19 protein-coding genes and 1 pseudogene are annotated in these 24476 nt (G+C 66.3%); 12 read left to right on the top strand and 8 right to left on the bottom strand.

Annotated features, from left to right (window positions below):
• Positions 1-146 precede the first annotated feature (146 nt).
• A complete protein-coding gene (locus AC0IYS_RS00725; protein ID WP_471703387.1) occupies positions 147-2051 on the top strand; it encodes a methyl-accepting chemotaxis protein in 1905 nt (634 codons plus the stop codon).
• A 150-nt stretch (positions 2052-2201) separates the two neighbouring features.
• On the opposite strand, the gene AC0IYS_RS00720 is transcribed toward AC0IYS_RS00725, so the two are convergent.
• Positions 2202-2906, bottom strand: a complete 705-nt coding sequence (locus AC0IYS_RS00720; RefSeq protein WP_471703386.1) for a glutathione binding-like protein — start codon at positions 2904-2906, stop codon at positions 2202-2204.
• A 155-nt stretch (positions 2907-3061) separates the two neighbouring features.
• Between AC0IYS_RS00720 and AC0IYS_RS00715 the strand changes: the two genes are divergently transcribed.
• The 5 genes from AC0IYS_RS00715 (at position 3062) to AC0IYS_RS00695 (ending at position 11680) form a co-directional block, all read left to right on the top strand.
• Positions 3062-5173, top strand: a complete 2112-nt coding sequence (locus AC0IYS_RS00715) for a TonB-dependent siderophore receptor (RefSeq protein ID WP_471703385.1) — start codon at positions 3062-3064, stop codon at positions 5171-5173.
• A gap of 119 nt (positions 5174-5292) precedes the next feature.
• On the top strand, positions 5293-6960 hold the full coding sequence (locus tag AC0IYS_RS00710) for a GGDEF domain-containing protein (RefSeq protein WP_471703384.1): 1668 nt from the start codon (positions 5293-5295) through the stop codon (positions 6958-6960).
• Positions 6961-7069: 109 nt separating this feature from the next.
• The gene (locus AC0IYS_RS00705; RefSeq protein WP_471703383.1) at positions 7070-7891 is read left to right on the top strand and encodes a HoxN/HupN/NixA family nickel/cobalt transporter; all 822 of its coding nucleotides are present in this window, start codon (positions 7070-7072) and stop codon (positions 7889-7891) included.
• A gap of 98 nt (positions 7892-7989) precedes the next feature.
• The gene (locus AC0IYS_RS00700; RefSeq protein ID WP_471703382.1) at positions 7990-10203 is read left to right on the top strand and encodes a TonB-dependent receptor; all 2214 of its coding nucleotides are present in this window, start codon (positions 7990-7992) and stop codon (positions 10201-10203) included.
• Positions 10187-11680 (top strand): hypothetical protein, encoded by a 1494-nt coding sequence (locus AC0IYS_RS00695; RefSeq protein ID WP_471703381.1) that lies wholly within the window; start codon positions 10187-10189, stop codon positions 11678-11680. The genes AC0IYS_RS00700 and AC0IYS_RS00695 overlap by 17 nt, the downstream gene beginning before the upstream one ends.
• A gap of 53 nt (positions 11681-11733) precedes the next feature.
• On the opposite strand, the gene AC0IYS_RS00690 is transcribed toward AC0IYS_RS00695, so the two are convergent.
• The gene (locus AC0IYS_RS00690) at positions 11734-14634 is read right to left on the bottom strand and encodes a bifunctional diguanylate cyclase/phosphodiesterase (protein ID WP_471703380.1); all 2901 of its coding nucleotides are present in this window, start codon (positions 14632-14634) and stop codon (positions 11734-11736) included.
• Between the two features lie 242 nt (positions 14635-14876).
• Between AC0IYS_RS00690 and AC0IYS_RS00685 the strand changes: the two genes are divergently transcribed.
• From AC0IYS_RS00685 to AC0IYS_RS00670, 4 genes are all read left to right on the top strand, one after another.
• Complete coding sequence (locus AC0IYS_RS00685) at positions 14877-16166, top strand: MFS transporter (RefSeq protein ID WP_471703379.1); 1290 nt, start codon at positions 14877-14879, stop codon at positions 16164-16166.
• A gap of 68 nt (positions 16167-16234) precedes the next feature.
• Positions 16235-16456, top strand: a complete 222-nt coding sequence (locus tag AC0IYS_RS00680; protein ID WP_471703378.1) for a ParD-like family protein — start codon at positions 16235-16237, stop codon at positions 16454-16456.
• A complete protein-coding gene (gene map / locus AC0IYS_RS00675) occupies positions 16453-17220 on the top strand; it encodes a type I methionyl aminopeptidase (RefSeq protein WP_471703377.1) in 768 nt (255 codons plus the stop codon). Before AC0IYS_RS00680 ends, map begins: the two co-directional genes overlap by 4 nt.
• A gap of 77 nt (positions 17221-17297) precedes the next feature.
• On the top strand, positions 17298-17816 hold the full coding sequence (locus AC0IYS_RS00670; protein WP_471708770.1) for a nucleotidyltransferase family protein: 519 nt from the start codon (positions 17298-17300) through the stop codon (positions 17814-17816).
• A gap of 86 nt (positions 17817-17902) precedes the next feature.
• Here AC0IYS_RS00670 and AC0IYS_RS00665 read toward each other — a convergent pair whose 3' ends face one another.
• Together AC0IYS_RS00665 and AC0IYS_RS00660 are read right to left on the bottom strand one after the other, a co-directional pair.
• Positions 17903-18679 (bottom strand): histidine kinase, encoded by a 777-nt coding sequence (locus AC0IYS_RS00665; RefSeq protein ID WP_471703376.1) that lies wholly within the window; start codon positions 18677-18679, stop codon positions 17903-17905.
• A gap of 26 nt (positions 18680-18705) precedes the next feature.
• Entirely contained in the window at positions 18706-19281 is a 576-nt protein-coding gene (locus tag AC0IYS_RS00660) for a TetR/AcrR family transcriptional regulator (RefSeq protein WP_471703375.1), read from the bottom strand.
• Between the two features lie 121 nt (positions 19282-19402).
• Here AC0IYS_RS00660 and AC0IYS_RS00655 point away from each other — a divergent pair, with 121 nt between their 5' ends.
• Positions 19403-20812, top strand: a complete 1410-nt coding sequence (locus AC0IYS_RS00655; protein WP_471703374.1) for an amidase — start codon at positions 19403-19405, stop codon at positions 20810-20812.
• A gap of 122 nt (positions 20813-20934) precedes the next feature.
• Positions 20935-21951: a diacylglycerol/lipid kinase family protein gene (locus AC0IYS_RS00650; protein ID WP_471703373.1), complete on the top strand. Its 1017-nt coding sequence runs from the start codon at positions 20935-20937 to the stop codon at positions 21949-21951.
• 68 nt (positions 21952-22019) lie between these two features.
• Here AC0IYS_RS00650 and AC0IYS_RS00645 read toward each other — a convergent pair.
• The 4 genes and pseudogenes from AC0IYS_RS00645 to AC0IYS_RS00630 all read right to left on the bottom strand — a co-directional run.
• A pseudogene (locus AC0IYS_RS00645) lies at positions 22020-22106 on the bottom strand (type II toxin-antitoxin system PemK/MazF family toxin); the annotation flags it as partial.
• Positions 22100-22348, bottom strand: coding sequence for an AbrB/MazE/SpoVT family DNA-binding domain-containing protein (locus AC0IYS_RS00640; RefSeq protein WP_471703372.1), 249 nt, complete (start codon positions 22346-22348; stop codon positions 22100-22102). The pseudogene AC0IYS_RS00645 and the gene AC0IYS_RS00640, both read right to left, overlap by 7 nt.
• 120 nt (positions 22349-22468) lie before the next feature.
• Complete coding sequence (locus tag AC0IYS_RS00635) at positions 22469-23245, bottom strand: hypothetical protein (RefSeq protein WP_471703371.1); 777 nt, start codon at positions 23243-23245, stop codon at positions 22469-22471.
• Positions 23205-24398: a hypothetical protein gene (locus AC0IYS_RS00630; protein ID WP_471703370.1), complete on the bottom strand. Its 1194-nt coding sequence runs from the start codon at positions 24396-24398 to the stop codon at positions 23205-23207. Before AC0IYS_RS00630 ends, AC0IYS_RS00635 begins: the two co-directional genes overlap by 41 nt.
• Positions 24399-24476 lie beyond the last annotated feature (78 nt).

Raw genomic sequence — 24476 nt, 5'->3', positions numbered from 1 at the left:
TGCACAGCCTCATCGCACCACGACCCGAAACGCCGCTTGTATATCGCTAGTCTCCGCGCCGCTTCTTCGGCATCACAATCGCTTTTCCACGAACCATCGCCGGTGCGCCCCGCACCTCGGCGATGCATCCGCTTTAGGGAGACATTATGTTTTCAAACATGAAGGTGGCCGTCCGGCTGTCGCTGGGCTTCGGCGCGGTGGTGCTGTTGTTGCTCGTATTGTCTACGGTCAGCATCACCCGCATGGCCGGCATGGACCAGGATATGGACCTGATCATGGAGGACCGCTATCCCAAGGTGGTGCTGGCCAACGAGGCGGCCAAGCGCACGCTGGACAACGCCCGCCAGGTGCGCAGCATGCTGCTGGCCACCAGCGACGAGGAACGCGACAAATACAAGGCGGCGGCGGAGGCCAACCGCGCCAGGGTGGGCGAGGCGTTGGGCAAGCTGGACAAGCTGATCAACACCGACAAGGGCCGCGCGCTGTTCAAGGACATCACCGACAAGAACGCCGTGCTGAATCCGGCGTACAGCGAACTGTACAACCTGATCAAGAACGACCCCAAGAAAGCGCTCGAGTTCCTCAAGGAGGATTTCGTCACCATCAACAGCGCCTACCTGGGCGCGCTCGATAACCTGGTCAAGTTCCAGAACGAGCTGATGGACCAGGAGCGCATCACCGCCAACGCCAACTACGAAAGCACGCGCACGGTGATCGTCACCTTGTCGGTGGCGGCGGTGCTGATCGCGATCGCGCTGGCGTGGCTGATCACCGCCAGCCTGGTCAAGAGCCTCGGCGGCGAGCCGAACTACGCGGCCGATGTGATGCGGCGCATTTCCGAAGGCGACCTCAGCGGAGAGGTGCGGGTCAAGCCAGGCGACCGCGGCAGCCTGCTGCTCACCATCAAGGAGATGGTGGCGAAATTGACGCAGGTAATCGACGGCCAGCGCACGGTGGTGGAGGCGGCCAACCGCGGCAACTTCGGCGCGCGCGTCGACCTCAAGGGCCTGCAGGGCTTCCAGCGCGAGATGGGCGAGGGCTTGAACCAGCTTGCCACCACCACCGGCGCCAGCATCGACGACGTGGTGCGCGTGATGGGCGCGATGTCGGAGGGCGACCTGACGCAGACCATCGACAAGCCGTACGAGGGCGCTTACGGCGAGCTGAAGAAATACGCCAACAATACCGTCGCCAAGCTGGCGCAGGTCGTGTCGGAAGTGAACGCCAACGCCGAAGGCCTGGCGGCCGCCTCCGAAGAGGTCAGCGCGACGGCCAATTCGCTGGCGCAGGCGGCCAGCGAGCAGGCCGCCGGGGTCGAGGAAACTTCGGCCTCGGTCGAACAGATGACGGCGTCGGTGGCGCAAAACACCGACAACGCCAAGGTCACCGACGCCATGGCCAGCCGCGCCGCGTCCGAGGCCACGGAGGGCGGCGAGGCGGTGCGCTCGACGGTGTCGGCGATGAAACAGATCGCCGCCAAGGTGCTGATCATCGACGACATCGCCTACCAGACCAACCTGCTGGCGCTGAACGCGGCCATCGAGGCGGCCCGCGCGGGCGAGCACGGCAAGGGCTTCGCGGTGGTCGCGGCCGAGGTGCGCAAGCTGGCCGAGCGCAGCCAGATCGCCGCGCAGGAAATCGGCGAGGTCGCCACCAGCAGCGTCAGCCTGGCCGAGCAGGCCGGGCAAATGCTGGGGGCGATGGTGCCGAACATCAAAAAGACGTCCGAGCTGGTGCAGGAGATCACGGCCGCGTCGGAAGAGCAGTCGTCGGGGCTGGCGCAGATCAACGGCGCCATCGCGCAGCTGAGCCAGACCACGCAGCAGAACGCCGCCGGCTCGGAGCAGCTGGCGTCGACGGCCGAGCAGATGAGCAGCCAGGCCGAAGAGCTTCAGCAGGCGATGAGCTTCTTCAAGATCGGCCACACGTCCGGCGGCGCCAGGAGTGGCGCGCCGCGTGCGCAGCCGCGCGGCGGCGCGCGGCCGGTGCCGATCCGCCAGGTCGAGCTGGCGGGCATCGGACCGGACGAGTCGAAGTTCGTGAAGTATTGAGCCCGGACGGGGTATCCGCACAACCCGGAGATACGTAGGGCGGATTAGCGCAGCGTAATCCGCCATGAGCCGTCGGCGGCGCATGCATGGCGGATTACGGCTTCGCCTAATCCGCCCTACGTGTCTCCATGGAATTCCACCGCCGGTTGCCTAGCTCCGCTTCGGTATTTCCAGCCCCTTGGCCACGGCGGGCCTGGCGACAAACGCCTCCAGCGCCCGCGTCACATGCGGGAAGTCGGCGATGCCCACCAGATCGCCGGCACCATAGAAGCCGACTAGGTTGCGCACCCACGGGAAGGTGGCGATGTCGGCGATCGTGTACTGATCGCCGGCCAGCCACCGGTGCGTCGCCAGATGCCCGTTCAACACCCCCAGCAAGCGCTTGGACTCGGCCACGTAACGGTCGCGCGGGCGCTTGTCCTCGTAGTCCTTGCCGGCGAATTTGTGGAAAAAGCCCAGCTGGCCGAACATCGGCCCGATGCCGCCCATCTGGAACATCAGCCACTGCAGGGTTGCATAGCGTCCGGCGGCGTCGGCCGGCAGGAATTGCCCGCTCTTTTCCGCCAGGTAAATCAGGATCGCGCCCGATTCGAACAGCGCCAGCGGCTTGCCGTCCGGACCGTTCGGATCGAGGATGGCCGGGATCTTGTTGTTCGGATTGAGCGACAGGAATGCCGGCGACGTCTGGTCGCTGGTTTCGAAGTTCACCAGGTGCGGCTCGTACGCCAGCCCGGTTTCCTCCAGCATGATCGAGACCTTGACGCCGTTGGGCGTGGGCAGCGAATACAGCTGGATGCGGTCGGCGTGTTCGGCCGGCCATTTTTGCGTGATGGGGAAATGGGAGAGGTCGGTCATGGGCTGCCTTTCAAATGTACGTCCCACAAAATAGCAGAAATCGCGATTCCGGGTCCGGCCCCGTCCGAAATGGCGCCGGCAAGCCCGACACCGCATGCAAATGAGATTGATTATCATTTATAATGTGAAACTTATTTCATTTCCAACGGGTTTCCATGTCTTTTCGTCCCACCGCGCGCTTCCTTGCGCTGAGCCTGCTCGCCTCCGCACCTTTTGCCCCTTTCGCCTCCGTGGCCCACGCCCAGGCCACCACCGATGACGCCGCCGCCGACGCTGCGCTGCCGCAAGTCAACGTCGTCGCCGAGCGCGCCACCGGCCAATACAACCCGCAGCACAGCAGCGGCGCCACGCGCACCGACACGCCGCTGCGCGAAGTGCCGCAATCGGTCCGGGTGATGGGCCCGCAGCAGATCGAGGACCTCGGCGCGCTGCGCCTGGCCGACACCGTCGACTTCGTCAGCGGCATCTCGCGCCTCAACGATTTCGGCGGCACCTGGGACAACTTCGCCGTTCGCGGCTTCAGCAGCACCGACATGGGCTTCCTGGTGAACGGCTTTCCCGGCTCGCGCGGCTACAACCAGCCGCGCGACACCGCCAACGTCGAGCGCTTCGAATTCCTCAAGGGACCGGCGTCGGCCCTCTACGGCAGCAGCGAGCCGGGCGGCACGATCAACATCGTCACCAAGAAGCCGAAGTTTACGCCGCACAACGCCGCCGAGATCAGCCTGGGCAGCCGGGGCTTGCGCCGCGCCACCGTCGACAGCACCGGCGCGCTCGGCGCCAGCGTGGCCTACCGCCTCAACCTGATGACCGAGGAGGGCGACAGCCGCTCCACCCTGCTGCACAACCAGCGCACCCTGGTGGCGCCGGCGCTGACCTGGGTCATCGATCCGCAAACGATGCTGAACTACGAAGCGGAGTTCCTGCGCGCCGACACCCCGCTCGACCGTGGCGTGATCAACGTGCGCGGCGCGCTCGGCGCCGTGCCGCGCGACCGCATCCTGAACGAACCGTCCGACGGCAACATGACCTTGACCAGCGACACCCACCAGCTGACCCTGGACCGGGCCCTGTCGGACCACTGGCGCGCGCGCTTCGGCGCCAGCTACAAGGAAAGCACGTTCGACGGCAACTACACCGAGGCGACCTCGCTGGCGGCCGACAACCGCACGCTCAACCGTCAGGCGACTTGGCGCCAGCTGCCGTCGCGCGACGTCGCGGTGCAGGCCGAGGTGGAAGGCAAGTTCAACACCGCCGGCATCGGCCACACGGTGCTGGTGGGCGCCGAGGCATCGCGCCTGTGGATGAACACCGAGATCCTGCGCTCGGCCAACACGCCGATCGACATCTACAATCCGGTGTACGGAACGCCGGCGACGGCGCCGACCAATCGCACCTCCAGCTCGGACGAACGCCAGCGCGTCAAGGCGGTGTTCGCACAAGACCAGCTCAGCCTGTCGGCGCAATGGAAATTGCTCGGCGGCCTGCGCTGGGACGAAGTCAGCCAGGACATCGACAACCGCGTCGCCCGGACGGCCACGTCGAAACAGCAGAGCGCCGTGTCGCCGCGCGCCGGACTGACCTTCCTGCCGAACGAGTGGAGCTCGCTGTACGTGTCGGCCGGCAAATCGTTCCGTGGCAACAGCGGCACCGACGTCAACGGCAGCCCGTTCGACCCGCAGCGCTCGACGTCGTACGAGGCCGGCTGGAAACTGCAAACGCTGGACCAACGCCTGGGCGCCAACTTCGCCGTCTACGACATCGCCAAAACCAATGTGCTGACCGCCAGCGACGTGCCCGGCTATTCGGTCGCGGCCGGCAAGATCAAGAGCAGCGGCGTCGAGGCCGACGTCTACGGCCAGATCGACGCCAACTGGCGCGTCAGCGGCAATTTCGCGTGGAATGACGCCCGCGTGGACAAAGACCGTACCCTGGCGCCGGGCACGCGCATCATGAACGTGCCGAAAGTGGCCGCCGGCCTGCTGGCCATCCGCGAAGCGGTCCTCGACAACGGCGGCCGCTACGGCATCGGCGGCGGCGTCAACTACGTCGGCGACCGCTCCGGCAATACCGCCGACACCTACACATTGCCGGCCTACACCACGGCCAAGCTGGTGAGCTACTGGCAGATCAGCAAAAAGGTGCGACTGTCGCTGGACGTGCACAACCTGTTCAACCGCAACTACTACACGGCCTCGTGGGCCAATCTGTATGTCATCCCCGGCGCCGAGCGCAGCGTCGTCACGCGCCTGAAGGTTGACCTGTAAAGCGTGGGCCTGTAAACGGTGCGTCGCCGCCGCGCCGCTTCTGCTAAGGTTTCGGTCTGGGCGCGGCGTCGATTCCACATCGCCGCCGCGCGCTTTCCCATCAGTGCGGAGGTGGCAACATGGAACGATTCCTGATCGTCTATCGAGGCGCGCCCGGCGGTACGTCGGAGGCTTCGGAACATCATCCAGACCGCTGGGCGGCCTGGTTCACTGCGCTGGGTCCGGCCCTGATCGACCGTGGCAGCCTGACCCATAACAGCGTCGAAGTGGTCAACCGGCTGCTCGGCCCCAAACTGTCCGGCAGATACGTTGGCCGGCTATTCCGTGGTGGCGGCGGCCGACTTCAACGAGGCCGTCCGGCTGGCCGAGGAATGCCCCATCTTCGACGAGCACGGGTGGGTGGAAATCGCTCGCCTGACGAGCGCGCCTGCTTGAACGAGGGCTTGCACACGACCAAGCCCGTGGTCATGCGCTACGTCACCGGCGTGCTGCTCGCGCTCACTGTCGTGTTGATCGTCTGGCATCACTACGGCATGGAACGGGTGATCGAATTGTCCGCCGCCCGCAAATCCGGCGTCGAGGTGCTGGGCGACCAGACCAACGGCGGCACCAGCGTCGCCACCCTGGAACGCAAGGACGGCGCCTTGCGCATGCGCTGCCGACTGACGCACCAGATCGATTGGCCCGCCTGCCGCTACTTGTTCCTGACCACGCGCGACGCCGCCGGCATCGACCTGTCGGAATTCGAATCGGTCAGCATCGACATCGGCTACAACGGTCCCGGCCCCCACGAACTGCGGCTGATGCTGACCAACTTCGAACCGGGCATCTCGACCGTGGGCGACTGGATGTCGCAAAAAATCAACGAGGTCGATTTCAAGGTCCCGCAACGCGCCACCATCCGCGTGCCGCTGAACGTTTTCCACGTCGCCGGCTGGTGGATAGACTTCAAGCAAATACCGCTGGAAAAATCGGGGGTGCGCCTCGACAAGGTCACGCGCGTGGAACTGATGACCGGCGCCGCCAACGCGGTCGGCGAACACGTCATCGATCTGCATGCGATCCGCTTCCACGGAAAATGGATCGGCCAGGACCGGCTTTACCTGATGCTGATGGGCGCGTGGATACTGTGCGCGGTCGGCTGGCCGCTGATGGCGTGGCTGCAACTGCGGCGCCAGCTGCGCCACAGCAGCAAGCGCCTGAGCCTGCTTAGCGAGGTCAACCGCGCGCTGCAGCTCGAGGCGCGCGAGCTCGTCGAGCAAGCCAACACCGACCCGCTGACCGGCGCCCTGAACCGCCAGGGACTGCGCGCAGCGCTCATGTCCACGCCCGCGATCCTGGCCGCGCCGATGTCGGTGGTGTTCGCCGACATCGACCACTTCAAGCAGATCAACGACCGGCACGGCCATGACGCCGGCGACGCCGTATTGCGTCAGTTTGCCGATGAGATCACGGCCGGCATCCGCTCCAGCGACAAGCTGGTGCGATGGGGCGGCGAGGAATTCCTGATCATCTGCCCGGGCACCGGCGCCGAGCAGGCGCGCCTGCTGGCGGAGAAATTGCGCGCCGGCCTCAAGACCGCATCCTGGGCGCCCGGGATCGCCATCACCGCCTCGTTCGGCGTCGCCGAGCTCACGCCGCACGACGACATCGGCGACGCCATCAAGCGCGCCGACGAAGCTCTGTACGCGGCCAAGAACACGGGCCGCGACCGGGTGGTGGTCGACAAGACTTTCAACGATGTCGCGCCGGCAGAGCAAGCCCGCCGGCTGACCAGCCAGCGTTAGGCGCGGCGTCAGGCAACGCTCCGCTCCTTATTGCAACACAGTTGCGTTTACAGCCGTAAGTCCCTAGAATGCCTGCAACGCATTCGTGCACACATTGCAATGGAGGACTATGGAAGCCGCCCTGCTGCCGATTCCAGGCTTATCGCTCATGTTCATGCTGGGGTTGCGGCATGGTTTCGATCCCGACCATATCGCCATCATCGACAGCATGGCCTACCGGGCGCTGGGCCAGCGGCCGCGCCTGGCGCCGTGGACCGGCACCTTGTTCGCGCTGGGGCACGGCCTGGCGGTCACCGCCATCGCCGTGGCGCTGGGCGCCTTCTCCAGCGGCATCGCGTTGCCGGCCTTGCTGCGCATCATCCTGGACTGGCTGCCGACCGTGCTGCTGATCCTGGTCGGCACGCTCAACCTGCACGACTTGCTGCGACAGCAGGCGTACCGGCCCCGGGGCTGGAAAACCTTCTTCCTGCCGCGCCGGCTGCAAAATAGCGCGCATCCCCTGACCATCTTCGCCACCGGCGTGGTTTTCGCGCTGGTGTTCGACACCGCCACGCAGGCGGCCGCGTGGGGTTACGCCGCGACCGCCGACGCCGACAGTGCCGCCGCCCTGGTTGCCGGCCTGGCCTTCACGGGCGGCATGGTCGTCACCGACAGCGCCGATGGCCGCCTGATGGTGCGATTGCTGCGCAGCAGCTCGGGCCAAGCCGCCGCCACCGCCGCCGCGTACCGGCGCCGGATAGGCTGGACCGTAGTACTGATGTCGTACGGCATGGCGCTGTACCAGATCGCCACCGCGCTGCGTCCCGATATCGAACTCGACGAGCTCGCCTTCACCATCGTGGGAGGCGCCTTGTTCGCGTTCCTGCTGATCGCTTGCGGCGTCCTTGTCCGCAAGCGCGCGGCGGCCTCCTGCGTACCGGCCCGGAAATAGCCCTTCCGCCGGCCGCCCCTCCCTGATGTACACTTCGGCCGCGCGGCCATCCATCGCCGACCGGACTCGAACAATAATTAACCACCAAAATACAACGCATGAAATCAAATGAAGTATGGCTGGCGCGGCTGGCACTGACCTCGATCGCGGCGCTGTCGGCGACCATCTCGGCGGCCTTGCCGGCGCAGGCCGCCGATGACGGCGCCAACGCGCAGGCCGATTCCCAGGCCGGCGCCGGCCGTGAAATCACCCGCGTGGTGGTCCGCGGCGCCACCGCCTCCGATACGCTCGACAAGGCCGCGCCCACCGCCAGCCGGCTTGGCCTGACCGCGCGCGAAACGCCGGCCACCATCGACACCGTCGGCGCCGAGACCATGGAGCTGCGCGGCTACCAGAATGTCGAGCAAGCCGTCGACAGCATGCCCGGCGTCAGCTCGGGCGGCGCCCCCGGCAGCCCGTCGCAGTTTTCCATGCGCGGCTTCACCGGCGGCCAGGTGACGATCCTGCGCGACGGCATCTATCTGGGGCCGTCGGACATGACGTACCGCTCGCAGAACGCCTTCAACCTGTCCAGTGTCGACGTGCTCAAGGGGCCTGGCTCGGTGCTGTACGGGCAGGGCGCCATCGCCGGCACCGTCAACGTCGTCTCCAAAAAGCCCACCCTGCGCGGCGACACGCTCGACGTCGCCGCCTCGTACGGCCGCTTCGACCGCAACCAGGCCGGCGTCGGCGGAAACCTGGTGCTGGGCGACGGCCTGGCCCTGCGCGCGGACCTGAGCCGCACCGCCTCCAGCGGCTACGTCCACGGCGCCGGCTCGGACTCGGTCAACGGCACCGTCGCGCTGCTGTGGAAGCCGAACCCGCGCTTCGACCTCACGCTGAGCCTGGACTACCTGGCCGACCATCCCTCCAGCTACTACGGCACGCCGCTGGTGCCGGCCGGCTTCGCCACAGCGCCGCTGAATGGCGTGGTCGGCACGCCCACTGGCGCGACACTCGATAGCCGCATGCGCTACGTGAACTACAACGTCGGCGACGCCCGCATCACATCGACCCAATACCTGCCGCGCGCCAGCCTGCACTGGAAGGCCGGCGGCGATGTCACCCTGAGCAACGACACCTATTATTTTTACGCCGACCGCAAATGGGAAAACGCCGAGGCCTACGCCTTCAATCCGGCGACCGCGCGCGTCGACCGCGACCGCTTTTTCGTCTTCCATGATCAACACCTGTTCGGCAACCAGTTCAGCGCCAGCGTGACCACGCCGCTGGCGGGGCTGGCCAACCGCTTCGTCGTCGGCGTCGATTACAGCAAGCTCGATTTCGTGCGCGTGCGGGGTTTTCCCGACGGCGACAGCGTCGATCCGTTCGCACCGGCCGCCGGCACGTTCGGACCGCTGGTGGGCCGCCGCAGCCCGACGCGCTGGACCAACGTCGCGCTGTTCGTCGAGGACGCGCTCGACCTCACGCCCAAGCTGAAGCTGGTGGGCGGCGCGCGCCTCGAGAGCTTCGATCTGGAGCGCGAAAACTACGGTCCGGACGGCGCCTTCCAGGCGTCCAGCAGCTTCGAGCGCAAGTTCAAGCCGAAAAACTGGCGCCTCGGCATGGTGTACCAAGGCTCGAAAGGCCTGACGCCTTACCTCCAGTACAGCACCGGCCAGGATCCGGTCGGCGCCAATATCCTGCTGGTGAACGCGGCACAGAATTTCGACCTGAGCACATCGCGCCAGGTGGAAGTGGGCGTGAAAAGCGATCTGGGCCGCAATGGCGAGTTGACCCTGGCGTACTACGACATCCAGCGCAAGAGCCTGCTGACGCAAACCTCGGCCGACGTGGTCGACGCGGCCGGCATGCAAAAGTCGCGCGGGCTGGAGGCGGCGCTCGACATCCGGCCGCTGCCGGCGTGGAAGGTGAACGCCAACCTGGCCTACACCGACGCCGGCTACCGCAATTTCATCGACACCAGCAATGGCGTCGACGCCAGCGGCAACCGTCCGGCCAACGTGCCGAAGTGGACCGCCAACCTGTGGAACAGCTACAGCGGCTTCGGCGGCGTGCCACTGGAAGTGGGCACCGGCGTGCGTTATGTGGGCGACCGCTTTGGCAACACCGCCAATACCCTGCTGCTGAAAAGCTATACCCTGGTGGACCTGTTCGCGACCTACAAGATCAACCGCCATGTCAGCCTGACCGGGCGCCTCAACAACGTCACCAAACAGGTGTATGCACAGTGGGCCGACGTCAACTATCCAACGCAGGTTCAGCTCGGCGCGCCGCTCGGCTATGAGATGGGTCTTGTCGGCCACTTTTAACAAGGCGCCGCTGCTGCGGCGGCCGGCGCGTCAGCTGTCGCGCCTGCACCGCTGGCTGGGCACCGGCTTTTGCCTGCTGTTCGCGCTGTGGTTCGGTACCGGCTTCGTCATGATGTATGTGCCGTTTCCCTCGCTCGGTGAAGGCGAGCGCGTGGCCGCGTCCGCGCCGGTGGCGCTGGCCGCCGTGGACATCGCGCCGGCGAAGGCGGCGCAGGGCCTGCCGGGTTTGTCGGTATTGCGCCTGCGCCTGGTGGACGTGCTGGGGCGGCCGCGCTATCTGGCCACCCTGGACGACGGCCGCGTGCTCGCTATCGCCGCCGACGATGGCGCCACACCGCCACCGCTGAGTGCCGCAGAGGCAAAACTGTTGGCCGAGCGCTTCGCCGGTCATTCCGCGCAGGCGGTCAGCGGCCCGTTCGCTTACGACCAATGGGTGGTGCACCATCGCTTCGACGCCGCCCGGCCGTTCTACAAAATCGCGCTGGGCGACACCGCCGGCACCGAGCTGTACGTTTCGGCGGGCCTGGGACAAGTGCTGCAACGGACCACGCGCTTCCAGCGCGGCTGGAACTGGGTCGGCGCCGTGGTGCACTGGATGTATCCGACGGTGCTGCGCAAGAACTCCTGGGCGTGGGATCAAACGGTGTGGTGGCTGGCGCTGGGCGGCATCGTCGTGGCCGCCGCCGGCTACGGCGTCGGCGTCGTGCGCCTGCTAAACCAGCGGCGCGCGGGCCGGCCCGGCATCTCGGCCTTTCGCGGCTGGCTGCGCTGGCATCATGTGCTCGGCCTGACCGGCGGCCTGTTCGCGCTGACGTGGGTGTTCAGCGGCTGGCTGTCGATGGATCACGGACGCCTGTTTTCGCTGGATCAGGCCAATGCCGGCCACGCGGCGCGGTTTCGCGGCGCCCCTCTGGCCCCGGCCATGGCCGATTTGACGCCGGAAACGCTGCGGAACATGGGCACGGCGCGCGAGATCGAGTTCCTGGCCGTCGGCGGGAAGCCCTTTGTCGTGCAACGCGGCGCGGCCGATGCCGCCTACCGCCTGATTCCGCTTGCAGCCGGCAAGCCACAGCCGCCGTTGGAACAACTGCCGGACGCGCTGCTGATGCAGGCGGTGGCGGCGGCATGGGCGCCGACGCCGGTGCGGGATATCGCCGCCATCGGCGGCGACGACGCCTACGGCCACACCCGCTCCGACGCGCTGCCCGCCAGCGCGCGGCGCGTGCGCCTGGAGGACGCCGGGTCGACCTGGGTGCATGTCGACGCCCGCTCCGGCCAGATCATTTCGCAGATGGACGACAGCCGGCGGCTCTACCGCTGGCTGTTCAACGGCTTCCACAGCTTCGACTTTCCCTTCCTGCGCGGCAGCGGGCCGCTGCGGCAGGCGCTGATGCTGGCCGCGCTGGCGGCCGGTCTGGCACTGAGCGTGAGCGCGCTGGTACTGGCGGCGCGGCGGCTCGCCAGATCGCGTCGATGAGATTTATTGGTGCTGACCATGGACGGCCCGCACGCCGCACTGCACGCGGCCGTCTAGGCCGGCAGGACCCGCGCCAGCGTCGGCAGGCGCCGGTCCTGGGTCGGCAGGCGCCGGTCCTGCATCAGCAGTTGCTGGAACGCTTCGCTGCCGAGCGGACGGCTGTAGTGATAGCCCTGCATCATGTCGCAGCCCTCGTCGCGCAGGAAATCGAGTTGCGCCGTGTTTTCTACGCCCTCGGCGATCACTTCCAGCCGCAGGCTGTGCGCCAGCGTGACGATGGCGCGCACGATGGCCTCGTCGTCGGCGTCGATGCTCAACTCGCGCACGAAGGACTGGTCGATCTTGAGCACGTCGATCGGGAAGCGCCGCAGATACGACAGGCTCGAATACCCGGTGCCGAAATCGTCGATCGAGATCTGCACGCCCAGTGCCTTCAAATTGCGCAGCACCTCGATCGCGTACTCGACGTCGTGCATGACCGTGCCCTCGGTCAGCTCCAGCTCCAGCAACGACGGGATCATGCCGGTCTCCTGCAGCAGGTCGGCGATCGATTGCACCATGGTCTTCTGCGTGAACTGGCGCGGCGACAGGTTGACCGCCACCCTCAGCCCGGTCCAGCCGGCCTTGTGCCAGGCCATCGTCTGCAAGCAGGCGGTGCGCAGCACCCAGGCGCCGATCGGCACGATCAAACCCATGTCCTCGGCCAGGCCGATGAAGCGGGCCGGCGCGATCATGCCCTGGGTCGGATGGTTCCAGCGCAGCAGCGCCTCCATGCCGATGATCTTGCCGCTCTTTAAACAAAGCTGCGGCTGGTAGTGCAGCACGAACTCGTCGCGCTCGAGCGCGCGCCGCAGGTCGGTTTCGATCTTGAGCCGGTCCAGGGTGCGCTCGTTCATCTCCGCCGTGTAGAACTGGAAGCCATTGCGCCCCAATTCCTTGGCGCGGTACATCGCGATGTCGGCGAAGCGGGACAGGGCGTCGGCGCTGTCGGCGTCGGTCGGATAGGTGGCCACGCCGACGCTGCACGTGACGAAGAACTCGTGCCCCTCGATCATGATGGGCTGGCCGACCGCTTCCATGATGCGCGTGAGGACGGCGACGCCGGTGCCGTCCTCGGGATTTTCGGGCAGCACCAGCATGAATTCGTCGCCGCCGACGCGCGCCACCGTGTCGGTTTCGCGCACGCAGGCCGACAGCCGCTCGGCCACGATCTTCAGCAACGTGTCGCCGGCCTCGTGGCCCAAGGTGTCGTTGACGAACTTGAAGCGGTCCAGGTCGAGGAAGGCAACCCAGAACGCGCCGCTTCTGCGGCGGGCGCCGGCGATGGCGTCGTTCAGGCGGTCGCGCAGCAAATTGCGGTTGGCCAGTCCGGTCAGGCTGTCGTGGGTGGCCTGGTATTCGATCTCGGCCTCGTAACCCATCGCCGCCGAGATGTCGTACTGGGCGACGACGAAGTGGCTGACGGCGCCATGCTGGTCCTGCACCGGCGCGACGAACAAATCGCTCCAGTAGCCGCTGCCGTCCTTGCGATGGTTGCGCACCAGCGCGTGGCCCTCGGTTTGCTCGCGCAGCGCGGTCTGGATCTGCTCGATGTTGCCCTGGTATTGGCCGCCGCCGTGCAGGCAATCGAGCCGCTGCCCCAGCACCTCGTGCGCGCTGAAGCCGGTGAGGCGTTCGAACGCCGGATTGACGTATTCGATCGGATGCTCCGGCGCCTGCGCGCCGCACAGGATGATGGCGTTGGCCGACACCTCGATCACGCGCTCGCGCAGGCGCAAGCCTTGCTCGGTCTGCACGCGCTGGGCCAGGTCCTCGGCCAGCCGCAGGTTGGCGAACTCCAGTGTGGAGGTGCGCTCGCGCGTGGCCCGCTCGACCATGGCCAGGCGCGTCACCAGCGCGTAGATATACGCGGTCGCCAGCAGGGTCGACAGCAGCCCGCCCAGCAGCGCGTACAGCGAGCCGTTGTGGCCGTCGGCGAAGAAGGTGCCGGTCTGGCTCACCTCCACCCGCAAGGTCTGGCCGGCCAGCGCGAACGACGACACCACCGGCGCCGGGCGGTCGTAGAACAGCCATGACGACAGCCAGTGCGGGCTGTTGGGCGACGCCGCCAGCGCGCCGCCGACGTCGCCGTGGCTGGCGATCAGCCGCGAGGGGATCCCAGGGGAGGCGGAGAACAGCCGGATGCCGATGCCGTCCAGCGCCGGGAAGCCGCGCGACTCCAGCACCGGGTCGAACAGGCGGTCGACGCGCAGCTCGGCGACCAGCTCGCCGACCACCGCGCGCTGGCGCTCGGCGGCGGTATCGAGCGGCGCGCCGCGCCAGAACACCGGCGCCAGCACGCGAAAGCCCTCGAAGCGGCCGTTGGCGAACAGCAGCGGCAGCACGGCGGTGCCGGCGCTGCCGCCGCGCTGGCGCGACACCTGGCGGGCGTCGGCCAGTTCGGCCATCGGCGCGGTGTCCAGTCCCACGTGGTCTTCGTTGCCGAACAGCGGCTCCAGGTAGTCGACCACCAGGTAGCTGTCGCGGATGCCGGCGCGGCGCACGCGGCCGTCGACCAGTTCGGTCAGCGTGAAGCCGGGGAACCGTTCGCGCATGGCGGCCTCGTAGGCGGCGCGCTCGCGGTGCTGGATCAGGCGCTGGAAGCCGAGCGCCTGGATTTGCGGCGAGTGCTCGCGCAGCGGCAGGCTCAATTGGTGGAATTGCTCGCGGGTGAGCAGGCCGAACGTGGCGTACAGTTGCCGCAGCGCGTCGATCTGGTCGACCGCGTCGCGCACGCCGCCGGACACGGCGTTGATGCGCAGCTTGGCGTTTTGCTCGAATTGCACGGTTTGCCGGGCGGCCTCGACTCGGCGCACGCTGACGAACAGCAGCGAGGTCAAGGTCAGGCCGACGGCCAGGGTGATCAGGGCGGACAGCGACACGGATATGCGGACGCGTGTGATGAGCTTTTGCATTGCAACTCCTCGAGACGGCTCACCGGGTTCAGCGGATCTGGCCGGCGGGGGGATTGCAGCGACCCCAAATGCAGTGTTGTTTATTACCGTGCGGAAATCCGTGCGGTAGCGTACATAGGCTGCGGCGACCGATGGCGCAGGCTGTGGCCGGGCGGCCTGAGCGGTGATCTATACTCTTGGTTTTCCGGGGGAGGACCGCCCTCGCCGAGACAGTTAGCGACAACCGTAAAGCGCCTTCCGCAATGATCAACATCTCCGGTAACGACACCCCCGCCCGCATCCGCCGCAGCCAAACCTTGTCGCTGGTGCTGCTGGTGGTGTGCGGCGTCATCAACTACCTCGACCGCGCCACCCTGGCCGTGGCCAACGAATACATTCGCGCCGACCTCGGCCTCTCGCTCGGCCAGATGGGCTTGCTGCTGTCGGCGTTCTCGTGGAGCTACGCGCTGTGCCAGCTGCCGGTGGGCGCGCTGGTCGACAAGATCGGGCCGCGCTGGCTGCTCGGCATCGGCCTGGTGGTGTGGTCGCTGGCGCAGGCCGCCGGCGGGCTGGCCTCGACCTTCGGCTGGTTCGTCATCGCCCGCATCGCGCTGGGCATCGGCGAGGCGCCGCAGTTTCCGGCGGCGGCGCGGGTGGTGAGCAACTGGTTCCCGGCACGCTCGCGCGGCACGCCGACCGGCGTCTACAACTCAGCCTCGCCGCTGGGCGTCGCGCTCGCGCCGCTGTTGCTCGCGCCGCTGATCGCGGCCACCAGCTGGCACTGGGCTTTCTTTGTCACCGGCGCCATGGGCCTGGCGGCGGCGGTGGTCTGGGTAGCGCTGTACCGCGATCCGGTGCCGGCGCAGCTGAACGCCGACGAGCGCACCTATCTGGAGGACGGCGTCACAGGAGAAGCGGTCACCAAGACCAGCTTCGCCGCCTGGTGCGCACTGTTCCGCCACCGGACGACGTGGGGCATGATGTTCGGCTTCTTCGGCTCGGTGTACCTGAACTGGGTGTACCTGACCTGGCTGCCGGGCTACCTGCGCACCGAGCGGCATATGGACCTGGCGGGCGCCGGGCTGGCGTCGTCGATTCCGTTCATCTGCGGCTTCGCCGGCGCGTTGATCGCCGGCTGGGCCTCCGACAAGGTCGCCAGCAGGGCCAAGTCCCAGATGTCCGGGCGCCGCAACGCGGTGGTGGTCGCCACGCTGGGCATGGTGGTGTTCACGGTGCCGGCTGCGCTGGTCGACAGCAACGCCTTAGCCGTCGCCTGCATCTCGATGGTCATCTTCCTGGCCAACGCCTCGTCGGCGTCCGCCTGGTCGCTTGCCACCGTGGCGGCGCCGCCCAGCCGCATCGCCTCGCTCGGCGCGCTGCAGAACTTCGGCGGCTTCCTCGGCGGCGCGCTGGCGCCCATCCTGACCGGCTACATTGCACAGACCTGGTCCTTCGTTCCGGCGCTGCTGACCGGCGCCGGCATCGCCTTCGTCGGGGCCATGTCGTATCTCTTTTTGGTGGTGCGGCCGATCCCGGAGGACGACAAAGGCTAAAAACGCCGCTTGCGCAGGACAAGACGATGCATATACAATCCATATACACTTCGTATATAGGACCAATTATGGGCATCGTAAACATCGACGACAATCTGCACGACCAGATCCGCAAGGCCAGCGGCGTGGGCTGCCGCTCGATCAACGCGCAGGCGGCGTTCTGGATCAAGATCGGCATGTTGTGCGAAATGAATCCCACGCTCAGTTTCAACGAGATCGTCGCCGGGGAGTTGCGGGCGGCGGGCGTCGGCGTCGACGTCGACACCCAGTTCAGGAGCGCCATCGGATGACCAAGCGACCGGAAGAAATCGCGCTGATGGCCGAGTCGGGTAAACTGCTGGCCAGCGTGTTCGGCCACCTCGACCAGTTCAGGCTGATCGGCATGTCCACCATGCAGGTCAACGACATGGTCGATAGCTTCATCGTCAATGAACTGCGTGCGCGTCCGGCCAGCAAGGGGCAGTACGGGTTCGCCTACTCGCTCAACTCGTCGCGCAACAATGTGGTGTGCCACGGCGTGCCCTCCACCACCGATATCCTGCGCGACGGCGATATCGTCAATTTCGACATCACGTTGGAAAAGAACGGCTTCATCGCCGATTCCAGCAAAACCTATCTCGTCGGCGAAGTCTCGCCGCTGGCCAAGCGGCTGGTGGAAGTGACCTATGAGGCGATGTGGAAGGGTATCAAGGCGGTGCGACCGGGCGCCAGGCTGGGCGACGTCGGCCATGCCATTGAACGCCACGCGCGGCGCAACGGCTACACGGTTGTCCGGGAATATTGCGGGCACGGCATCGGCCGCGAGATGCACGAAGCGCCGCAGGTGCTGCACTGGGGGAAGCCGAAGACGGGACTGGTGCTACAGGAAGGCATGGTCTTCACCATCGAGCCGATGCTCAACGAGGGCCGCCGCACCGTGCACACCGAGGAGGACGGCTGGACCGTCGTGACCACGGACGGCAAGCTGTCCGCGCAGTTCGAGCATACGGTGGCGGTGACGCGCAACGGCGTACAGGTGCTGACCTTGCGCGCCGAGGAACGGGCGTTGAACTGAAAACAGGGATCGACATTGTGCGCGCAGACGAATTGGCGGAGCGCTTGCGTCGTATCGCCCGGTCCTCCGCATGGTTCATGGCGGCATTGGAAGCGGTGCGCGATTTGGAACTGCCGTCATGCTGCATCGGCGCGGGCGCTGTCCGCAATCTGGTGTGGGACGCCTTGCACAACTATGCGACGCCGTCGCGGCTGCCCGACGTGGACGTCGCCTATTTCGACGCGTCCGATCTGGCGCCTGAGACGGAAACGAAACTGCAGCGGCGGCTTCATCACGCGATGCCGGAGATTCCTTGGGAAGTGACCAACCAGGCGTCGGTGCATCGATGGTTCGAAGACTGTTTCGGCCATGCGGTCGCGCCGCTTGCCTCGCTCCAGGACGCGGTTGCGTCGTGGCCCGAGTACGCTACCTGCGTCGGCCTGTCCCTGAACCGCGATGACTCCATCGTAGTGATTGCGCCGCATGGTTTGGACGACCTATTCGATTGCGTGGTGCGGCGCAATCCGGCGCGGGTGAGCATGGAAACCTATCGTCTACGCGTCGAGCAGAAAAACTATGCGTCGCGCTGGCCGCGTGTGACAGTGGTCCACGGTTAGCGTTATTTCTTATTGTCCGGCGAGCATTTTATCGCGTGATGGCGGCAGCACTTGCCGAATCGCCGCCGTGACGATGTCCGGCGATGTCAGCGCCATCTGGTGCGGATCTGCAGCAAGGAGAGGTAGTTGCGCGCCATGTCGAGTTCGGCCGCAAGGGTGCTGTCGGTCTGGCGCAGCTGCGACAGGCTGCCGCGCAGATAGCTGGAGAAGGTTTCGATCATCCGTTTCGCGCGCGGCGTGTCGTAGTCCATCAGGCTTTGGATGTTGGCCAGCGTGTTGAACAGCAAGTGCGGCTCGATCTGCCCTTGCAACAGGCGCAGGCGCGCCTCCGTGACCTCGCTTTGCAGCTGCTGCTGGCGCAGGCGCGAGCGCCACCATACCCAGTTGATACCCAGGACGAACAGAATGAACACGGCGAATTTGGTCAGCGCGGCAGGCAGGGAAATAAACATGTCCCAGACGTTGAATCCCACCAGAATCGGGACGATCGTGAAGCCGATGGTCATGCCGACAATGATGCCGATCAGGGCCAGCGCGGACAGCGCCATGCCGGCGCGGATGTCGCGCACATCGGACAGGCGCGCCGCCAGGTGCGGCGGCAGATAGCGCTCGGCAAGCCGGAGCACGCCGAACAGCGTGTGCACGATGCACAGGCAGATCGCGATGTTGGGCAGCATCGACGCCCACCACCAGCCCGGCCGGTCGACGTGGCCGAAGATGGCGACAAACGACATCAGCGCGAGGGCCAGGGCGACTGCGATCAGCGACGCGATCAGCAGGCGGGTGACGGTGGGGACCTCATGCCGGGGGCGAAGTTCCCACAATGAGCGCCAGCTTTGGATCAACGTCGTTTTAATTGTCATAAACGTAGTGTACCCAAAGCCCCGGTTTACGACGGCAGCAGGCCGACGCCTTGGTAACTCTCGATCAGCGCGTCGAACAGCGTGATATCGGCGCGGCCGCGCGCCATCAGCTGGGCGCCGGCGATCGCCGCGAAGATGGCCTGCGCCCGGCGGGGCGCCTCGTCGACGCCGGTCACCTGCGCCGCCACCAGGGTTTTCGCCAGCCACGCGACATTGACCTCGGCGAAGGCTTGCACCTCCTTCTGCACCACGGCCGGCAGATCGTCATATTCGGCGGCCATGAAGCTGCCCAGGCACATGCGATTGTCGTTTTCCAGCGAGCGGCGGAACGTCTCGGGATAGCGGCGCAAGGCGGCAAGCGGGTCTTGCGTCTCCGCCGACAGGGCCTCCAGCGTCACGGTGGAATCTTCCCAGTAGCGCTTGGCGACAGCCGCGGCGAGGTCGGCCTTGCTGGGAAAGTGATGGTAGAGGCTGGCCGCCTTGATGCCGACCTGTTCCGCCAGCCCGCGCACGTTCAAACCGCCGTAGCCGCGCGCTTGCGCGATCCTGGTCGCCGCCGCCAGGATCCTGTCGCTGGAATTGGATGTGGGCTCGGTTTTCAAGAATTTTTCCTCGAACAGTGTTGACGGAGTCGATTATAGCGTATATCTTTCAGCCTAACGAACGTTAGGTAGGCTAACAACCCAGCGTTTTTCCTGTGACCACCCTCATCGAAAGGCGACTATGAACACCGAACTTTTCTATCAAGACGCGACCAAATTGGCTGAACTCATCCGTACCAAGGAAATCTCGCCGGTCGAGGTCATGCAAGCGCACCTCGAACGCATTGAGGCCGTGAATCCCCAGGTGAACGCCATCGTCACGATCGCCGGCGACGCGCTCCAGGCGGCCAAGGCGGCGGAGACGGCGGTGCTGTCGGGAGCCGAGCTGGGTCCGCTGCACGGCGTGCCGTTCACGGTGAAGGATTCGATCGACACCGCCGGCGTGGCCACCCAGCGCGGTTCGCCGATCTTCAAGGGCCGCGTGCCCGACGCCGACGCCACCAGCGTGGCGCGCATGAAATCGGCCGGCGGCATCCTGCTGGCGAAGACCAACCTGCCGGAATTCTCCTATTGGATTGAAAGCGACAACCTGCTCTCCGGCGCCTCCAACAACCCGTGGGACTTGAGCCGCACGCCGGGCGGCTCCAGCGGCGGCGAATCGGCGGCGATCGCGGCCGGCATGTCGCCGCTCGGCCTGGGCACCGACCTCGCCATCTCGGTGCGCGGACCGGCCGCGCAGACCGGCATCACCTCGATGAAGGCGACCCACGGCCGCGTGCCGATGACCGGCATCTGGCCGCGCGCGCCGCGCCGCTTCTGGCATGTGGGGCCGATGGCGCGCTCGGTACGCGACATCGCGCTGGCGTTCGCGCAGCTGGCCGGGCCGGACGGCCAGGACGCCTTCGCCAGCAGCACGGTGCCGTTCGACGCGGGCCTCGGCAACGCGCCGTCACGTCCGCTGCGCGTCGGCTGGATGGTCGGCCCCGGCTTCGGACCGGTCGATCCCGAAGTGGCGGCGACGGTCAAGGCGGCGGCCAGGGCGCTGCAGGACATCGGCATTTTTGTCGAGCACGTCGGCATCCCGGCGCTGGAGCGCGATTTTGCCCTCGACGTGTTCAACAAGCTGCACGTGATGGAGATGAAGCCGGCGTTCGCGGCGGCGACGGCGGGCCGCAGCCAGGATGAGCTCTACAAAATGGCCAAGACCATGCTGTCGCTGCCCGATACGTCGATGAAGGACTACATCGAGGCCGAGCAGGCGGCCGAGCGGCTGCGCGACGGCTATGCCGATTACTTCTCGCGGTACGACGCGCTGATCACGCATGTGCTGCCGATCCCGGCGCACAAGCACGGTGTGGAAAGCTTCGTTATCGACGGCCGGACGGTGGACGCGACCTACCTGCAAGGCGCGACGGTGCCGCTCAACGTGACCGGCTTGCCGGGCCTGGCGATGCGCTTCGGCACCAGCAGGGAAGGGCTGCCGATCAACATCCAGATCGTCGGCACATGGCAGGCGGAGTCGACGATCCTGCATGTCGCGTCGTTGCTCGAAGCGGTCAGCCCGGTGCGTGGACTGCATCCGGCGCTGTGATCCGGTGGCGTCGGGGCGGCAAAAGTGGTTTCTGTGTGCTAACGAGCATAGGCAACGCGATGTCAAGGTTACAATGACTTGCCGCGCCGCGCCGGTGATGATCGACCAACCGACCTTGCCCAATGCCAGCTACCGCTACCTCGCCCGACGCCCGTTTTTTCATCGCCCTCAATGCCGGTTCCGGCCATTCCGAGACGGAAGAGCGCCGCACCACCATCGAAACGGTGCTGCGCGCGGCCGGCCGGCAGTTTGAGTTGACCATCGTCGATCAGCCCGACACCATCGACGAGATCGCCGGCCAGCTTGCCAGGCAAGCGGCCGACGCCGGCGGCGTGCTGGTGGCGGCCGGCGGCGACGGCACCATCAACGCGGTGGCGCGTCAGGCGATCACGCACGGCTGCGCGTTCGGCGTGCTGCCGCAAGGCACCTTTAATTATTTCGGCCGCACCCACGGCATCCCGGAAGACCTGAGCGAGGCGGTGCACGCGTTGCTTGCCGCGCGGCTGCACCCGGTGCAGGTGGGCGTGGTCAACGACCGCGTGTTTCTGGTCAACGCCAGCATCGGCTTGTATCCGAAGATGCTGGAAGAGCGCGAGCAGGACAAGAAGCAGTTCGGCCGCAGCCGGCTGGTGGCGGCGCTGTCGGCGCTGAAAACCGTGTTGAGTCCGCACCGCCGGCTGCGCCTGGTGCTGCACATCGACGGCCAGCTGCAGCGCCTGCGCACCGCCACATTCTTTGTCGGCAACAATCGCCTGCAAATGGAACAGATCGGCATTCCGCCGATGAGCGCGGCGCTCGAGGATGGCCGGCTGGCGGCGGTGGCGCCGCGCACCAAGGGCAAGCTGGGCATATTGTGGTTGATGCTGCACGGCGCGCTGGGCCGCATGGGACGCCTGGACCAGGGCGACGAGCTCACCACCTTCAGCTTCAAGCAGATGCAGGTGACGGTGAAGGGACGCAGGCTGGCGCGGCGCCGCCAGGTCAAGGTGGCGCTCGATGGAGAAGTGAGCCGTATGGACAACCCGCTGGAGTTTCGCGTGATGGAGGAGCAGTTGCTGCTCTTGAAGCCCGATGCGACATGGCCGAAGGATGTCGAAGCTGCCCCGGATGAACCGCCTCCGCTGGTGAATATCCGCTAGCGTAAACGGCAGCTTTTACGGAGCAAAAATTACTTGTAAGGTTTGCAGGGTGACAGCTAGCGTTTGGGGATTGGTAACGACGGGCGCGACTTTTGAATTTCGCTACCGACGGTCGGATCGAGATTCACCAGCCATATTTCGCCCCGCTTTACCACGTGATCGCCTCGTCGTCGGCGTTGCCGAACTGCGGCATGATCAAGGCATCGTCACCAGCAGCGGCAAGCGCTTTACTGGACTCCGCCCACCCGCTACGAACCGGCTGAGCCGGAACACGAACCACAATCGCACCGTCCTCGACCGATACATCTGCCTCATCTTGCAAGCCAATCTGGGCCAAAAGCGCTGTCGGGAGAATCATCCCTTTTGAATTTCCAATACGACGAATAGCGATGCGCATATATCCTCCCATGTCTCGCAACGCTATACCCGCTTGGGTTGTCAGTCAACATTGTTATAACATGGATCGTACTGGTCGATTTCATCGATGACGCGGGATCACGCTGAGAGGAGGCGAGGCTCACTCGATCACAAAGGCCACCCGCCCTTCCGCCTGGCACAGCTGGGCGCTCTGCCCGGCCTGCTCAAAGGCGGAACACAGTCGATTACCCTGCGGGTCTTCCAGTCGTGGATGGATGCGCAAGAGGTAACTCCCCGAACGCCAGCGCCGCGTTGGCGTGAAGCGCCATTCCCGCTCGCCGGCCGCAAGCGTTGCCGCGCCCGGCAGGCGCCGCCCGTTCGGGCCCTGCACGGCGATCTGCGCAGCCGCAGTCCCATCCAGCGCGGCGGGAACATGAACGCGCAGCGGCTGCCGGCCGCCACGGCGCCCCGCCTGCACCGTCCACTGTGCCGGATCGATGCGCTGGCGCAGCGGCGCCGTCACCAGCCAGCGCCGTTCCAGCGGCGGACCAACTTGCGGATCGTCAATGCGCAGTGTGACGAACTGACCGCTGCGCAAGGCCGGCCCCAGCGCGACATTAGGGCCGACGCCGCTTTTGATACGGCCCGGATGCAGCAACAGGGCGACGGTCCTTCCGCTGCGGTCCGGCAGCGGCAAATCCAGGAAAGCGTCGCGAATCGGTGCGCCGGCGCTATCGAACAACACGACACGCCCCATATCGAGCGGCGCCGCCAACGGCCGATCGAGGTGCAATTCGATCCGCAACAGGTTTTCCGCCACCGTCGGTCCGGAAGGCGTCACCGTGGCGTCGGCCAGCACCGGCCCGGGCGCCAGGGCCAGCGCCAGCAGCAACGCGCTAGCGGGCCAGTTCAGGATAGCCTTCGATGGTGCGCGCATATTTGTGGAAGTCGCGGAATGTGTCGCCGTCCGGATAACGGTAATCGGGAAAATCGTACTCGTTGACGAAGTCGCTCAGGCGCAGGTAGCCGCCCTTGGGAATCGACACCAGCTGCATTTCACCGCCCGCTTCCGAGCGGCGCAGCGCCAGCAGCAATTTCGGATTGAGGTTGTCCAGCCGCATCACCGCCGACATCGGCGCCATGGTCGCCTTGACGCCGAGATAAGGTTTGCCCGGCCACTCGATCGGCGCGGCCAGGCCCGGCGCGGCGGCGGCGGCGGCCAGGTCGACGGCGCTCAACAGGTCGGCCGACCGGCTGGAATTGACCAGCAAGGCGTAGTCCTGGCCGCCGGTGCTGAAACTCACCAGGCCGTTCGGCGCGCTGCCCCAGCCCAGTTCTCCCACGGTGCGGGCGGCGATGTGCGCGCCATCCTTCAGATCCTTGAGCGGGATGGTCACCAACGGCGTGCACGTATAGGCCGCGACCAGCGTGGGCTCGCCGCCGATCGTCATCACCGTCATGCTGCGGATCGGCGCGCGGGTTTCGATCTGATTGTGGACCGGATGGTACATCTCGACCGTGGTGGCGCTGGCCTTGCCGCTGAACGGATAGTCGTACACCCGCAAGGTGGAGGCGAAACTGCGGTTCGACAATCCGGCCACATACAGCCGGTTCTGGTAGTAGCGCATGTCCGTGACGGTCAAGGTCTGTGCCGGCAGGTCGCGCCAGAAGGCGACATCGGCCGTCGGCGCATCGGTGATGGCGGCCGAGGACGAAACCCGGGCCAGATCGAGCCGCCGGACTTGCCCCGTGGCGTCGATACTGACGATGGCGGGCTTGGCCTGGCCTTTCACGCCCCGCACGGTCAGCGCGACGTACGCCACTTCGCCGCCGGGCTGCACGGCCATGTCCTCGAAGCGCAGCGCGCCCGGCGCCACCCTCAGCGCTTTGGCGATCGGCGCCTGCACATCCATCAAATTGAACGGCTTGCCGGCAGGACGGACGGGCGCCGGCAGCGCCAGCGCGAAAATGCGCGCGCCCTTCCAGTCGGCGACGAACAAGGTTTGCGCGTCGCCAAAGGTAAGCTTGCTGGCCGATTGCAGGGCCGGCGGCGCGGCATGGGCAGCGCCCGCCGCCAGGAGTAAACTCAACAACAATTTCAACCGGGTGTTCATGGCGATACCGTCCTTTCGCTCGATGGCAAAAAAACAGTATAAGGACGGGGCGGT

It is taken from the genome of Duganella sp. AC237 (assembly GCF_979254035.1).
Note: the sequence above shows the minus strand (reverse complement) of the source record. Positions and strands in the feature narration are given on the sequence as shown.

Coding starts and splice junctions, on each gene's coding strand:
- AC0IYS_RS00665 (WP_471703376.1), bottom strand. CDS start 18,679: ATGACAATTAAAACGACGTTGATCCAAAGCTGGCGCTCATTGTGGGAA.
- AC0IYS_RS00725 (WP_471703387.1), top strand. CDS start 147: ATGTTTTCAAACATGAAGGTGGCCGTCCGGCTGTCGCTGGGCTTCGGC.
- AC0IYS_RS00705 (WP_471703383.1), top strand. CDS start 7,070: ATGGAAGCCGCCCTGCTGCCGATTCCAGGCTTATCGCTCATGTTCATG.
- AC0IYS_RS00670 (WP_471708770.1), top strand. CDS start 17,298: ATGGCGGCATTGGAAGCGGTGCGCGATTTGGAACTGCCGTCATGCTGC.
- AC0IYS_RS00700 (WP_471703382.1), top strand. CDS start 7,990: ATGAAATCAAATGAAGTATGGCTGGCGCGGCTGGCACTGACCTCGATC.
- AC0IYS_RS00635 (WP_471703371.1), bottom strand. CDS start 23,245: ATGCGCGCACCATCGAAGGCTATCCTGAACTGGCCCGCTAGCGCGTTG.
- map (WP_471703377.1), top strand. CDS start 16,453: ATGACCAAGCGACCGGAAGAAATCGCGCTGATGGCCGAGTCGGGTAAA.
- AC0IYS_RS00690 (WP_471703380.1), bottom strand. CDS start 14,634: ATGCAAAAGCTCATCACACGCGTCCGCATATCCGTGTCGCTGTCCGCC.
- AC0IYS_RS00650 (WP_471703373.1), top strand. CDS start 20,935: ATGCCAGCTACCGCTACCTCGCCCGACGCCCGTTTTTTCATCGCCCTC.
- AC0IYS_RS00680 (WP_471703378.1), top strand. CDS start 16,235: ATGGGCATCGTAAACATCGACGACAATCTGCACGACCAGATCCGCAAG.
- AC0IYS_RS00685 (WP_471703379.1), top strand. CDS start 14,877: ATGATCAACATCTCCGGTAACGACACCCCCGCCCGCATCCGCCGCAGC.
- AC0IYS_RS00640 (WP_471703372.1), bottom strand. CDS start 22,348: ATGCGCATCGCTATTCGTCGTATTGGAAATTCAAAAGGGATGATTCTC.
- AC0IYS_RS00715 (WP_471703385.1), top strand. CDS start 3,062: ATGTCTTTTCGTCCCACCGCGCGCTTCCTTGCGCTGAGCCTGCTCGCC.
- AC0IYS_RS00655 (WP_471703374.1), top strand. CDS start 19,403: ATGAACACCGAACTTTTCTATCAAGACGCGACCAAATTGGCTGAACTC.
- AC0IYS_RS00720 (WP_471703386.1), bottom strand. CDS start 2,906: ATGACCGACCTCTCCCATTTCCCCATCACGCAAAAATGGCCGGCCGAA.
- AC0IYS_RS00710 (WP_471703384.1), top strand. CDS start 5,293: ATGGAACGATTCCTGATCGTCTATCGAGGCGCGCCCGGCGGTACGTCG.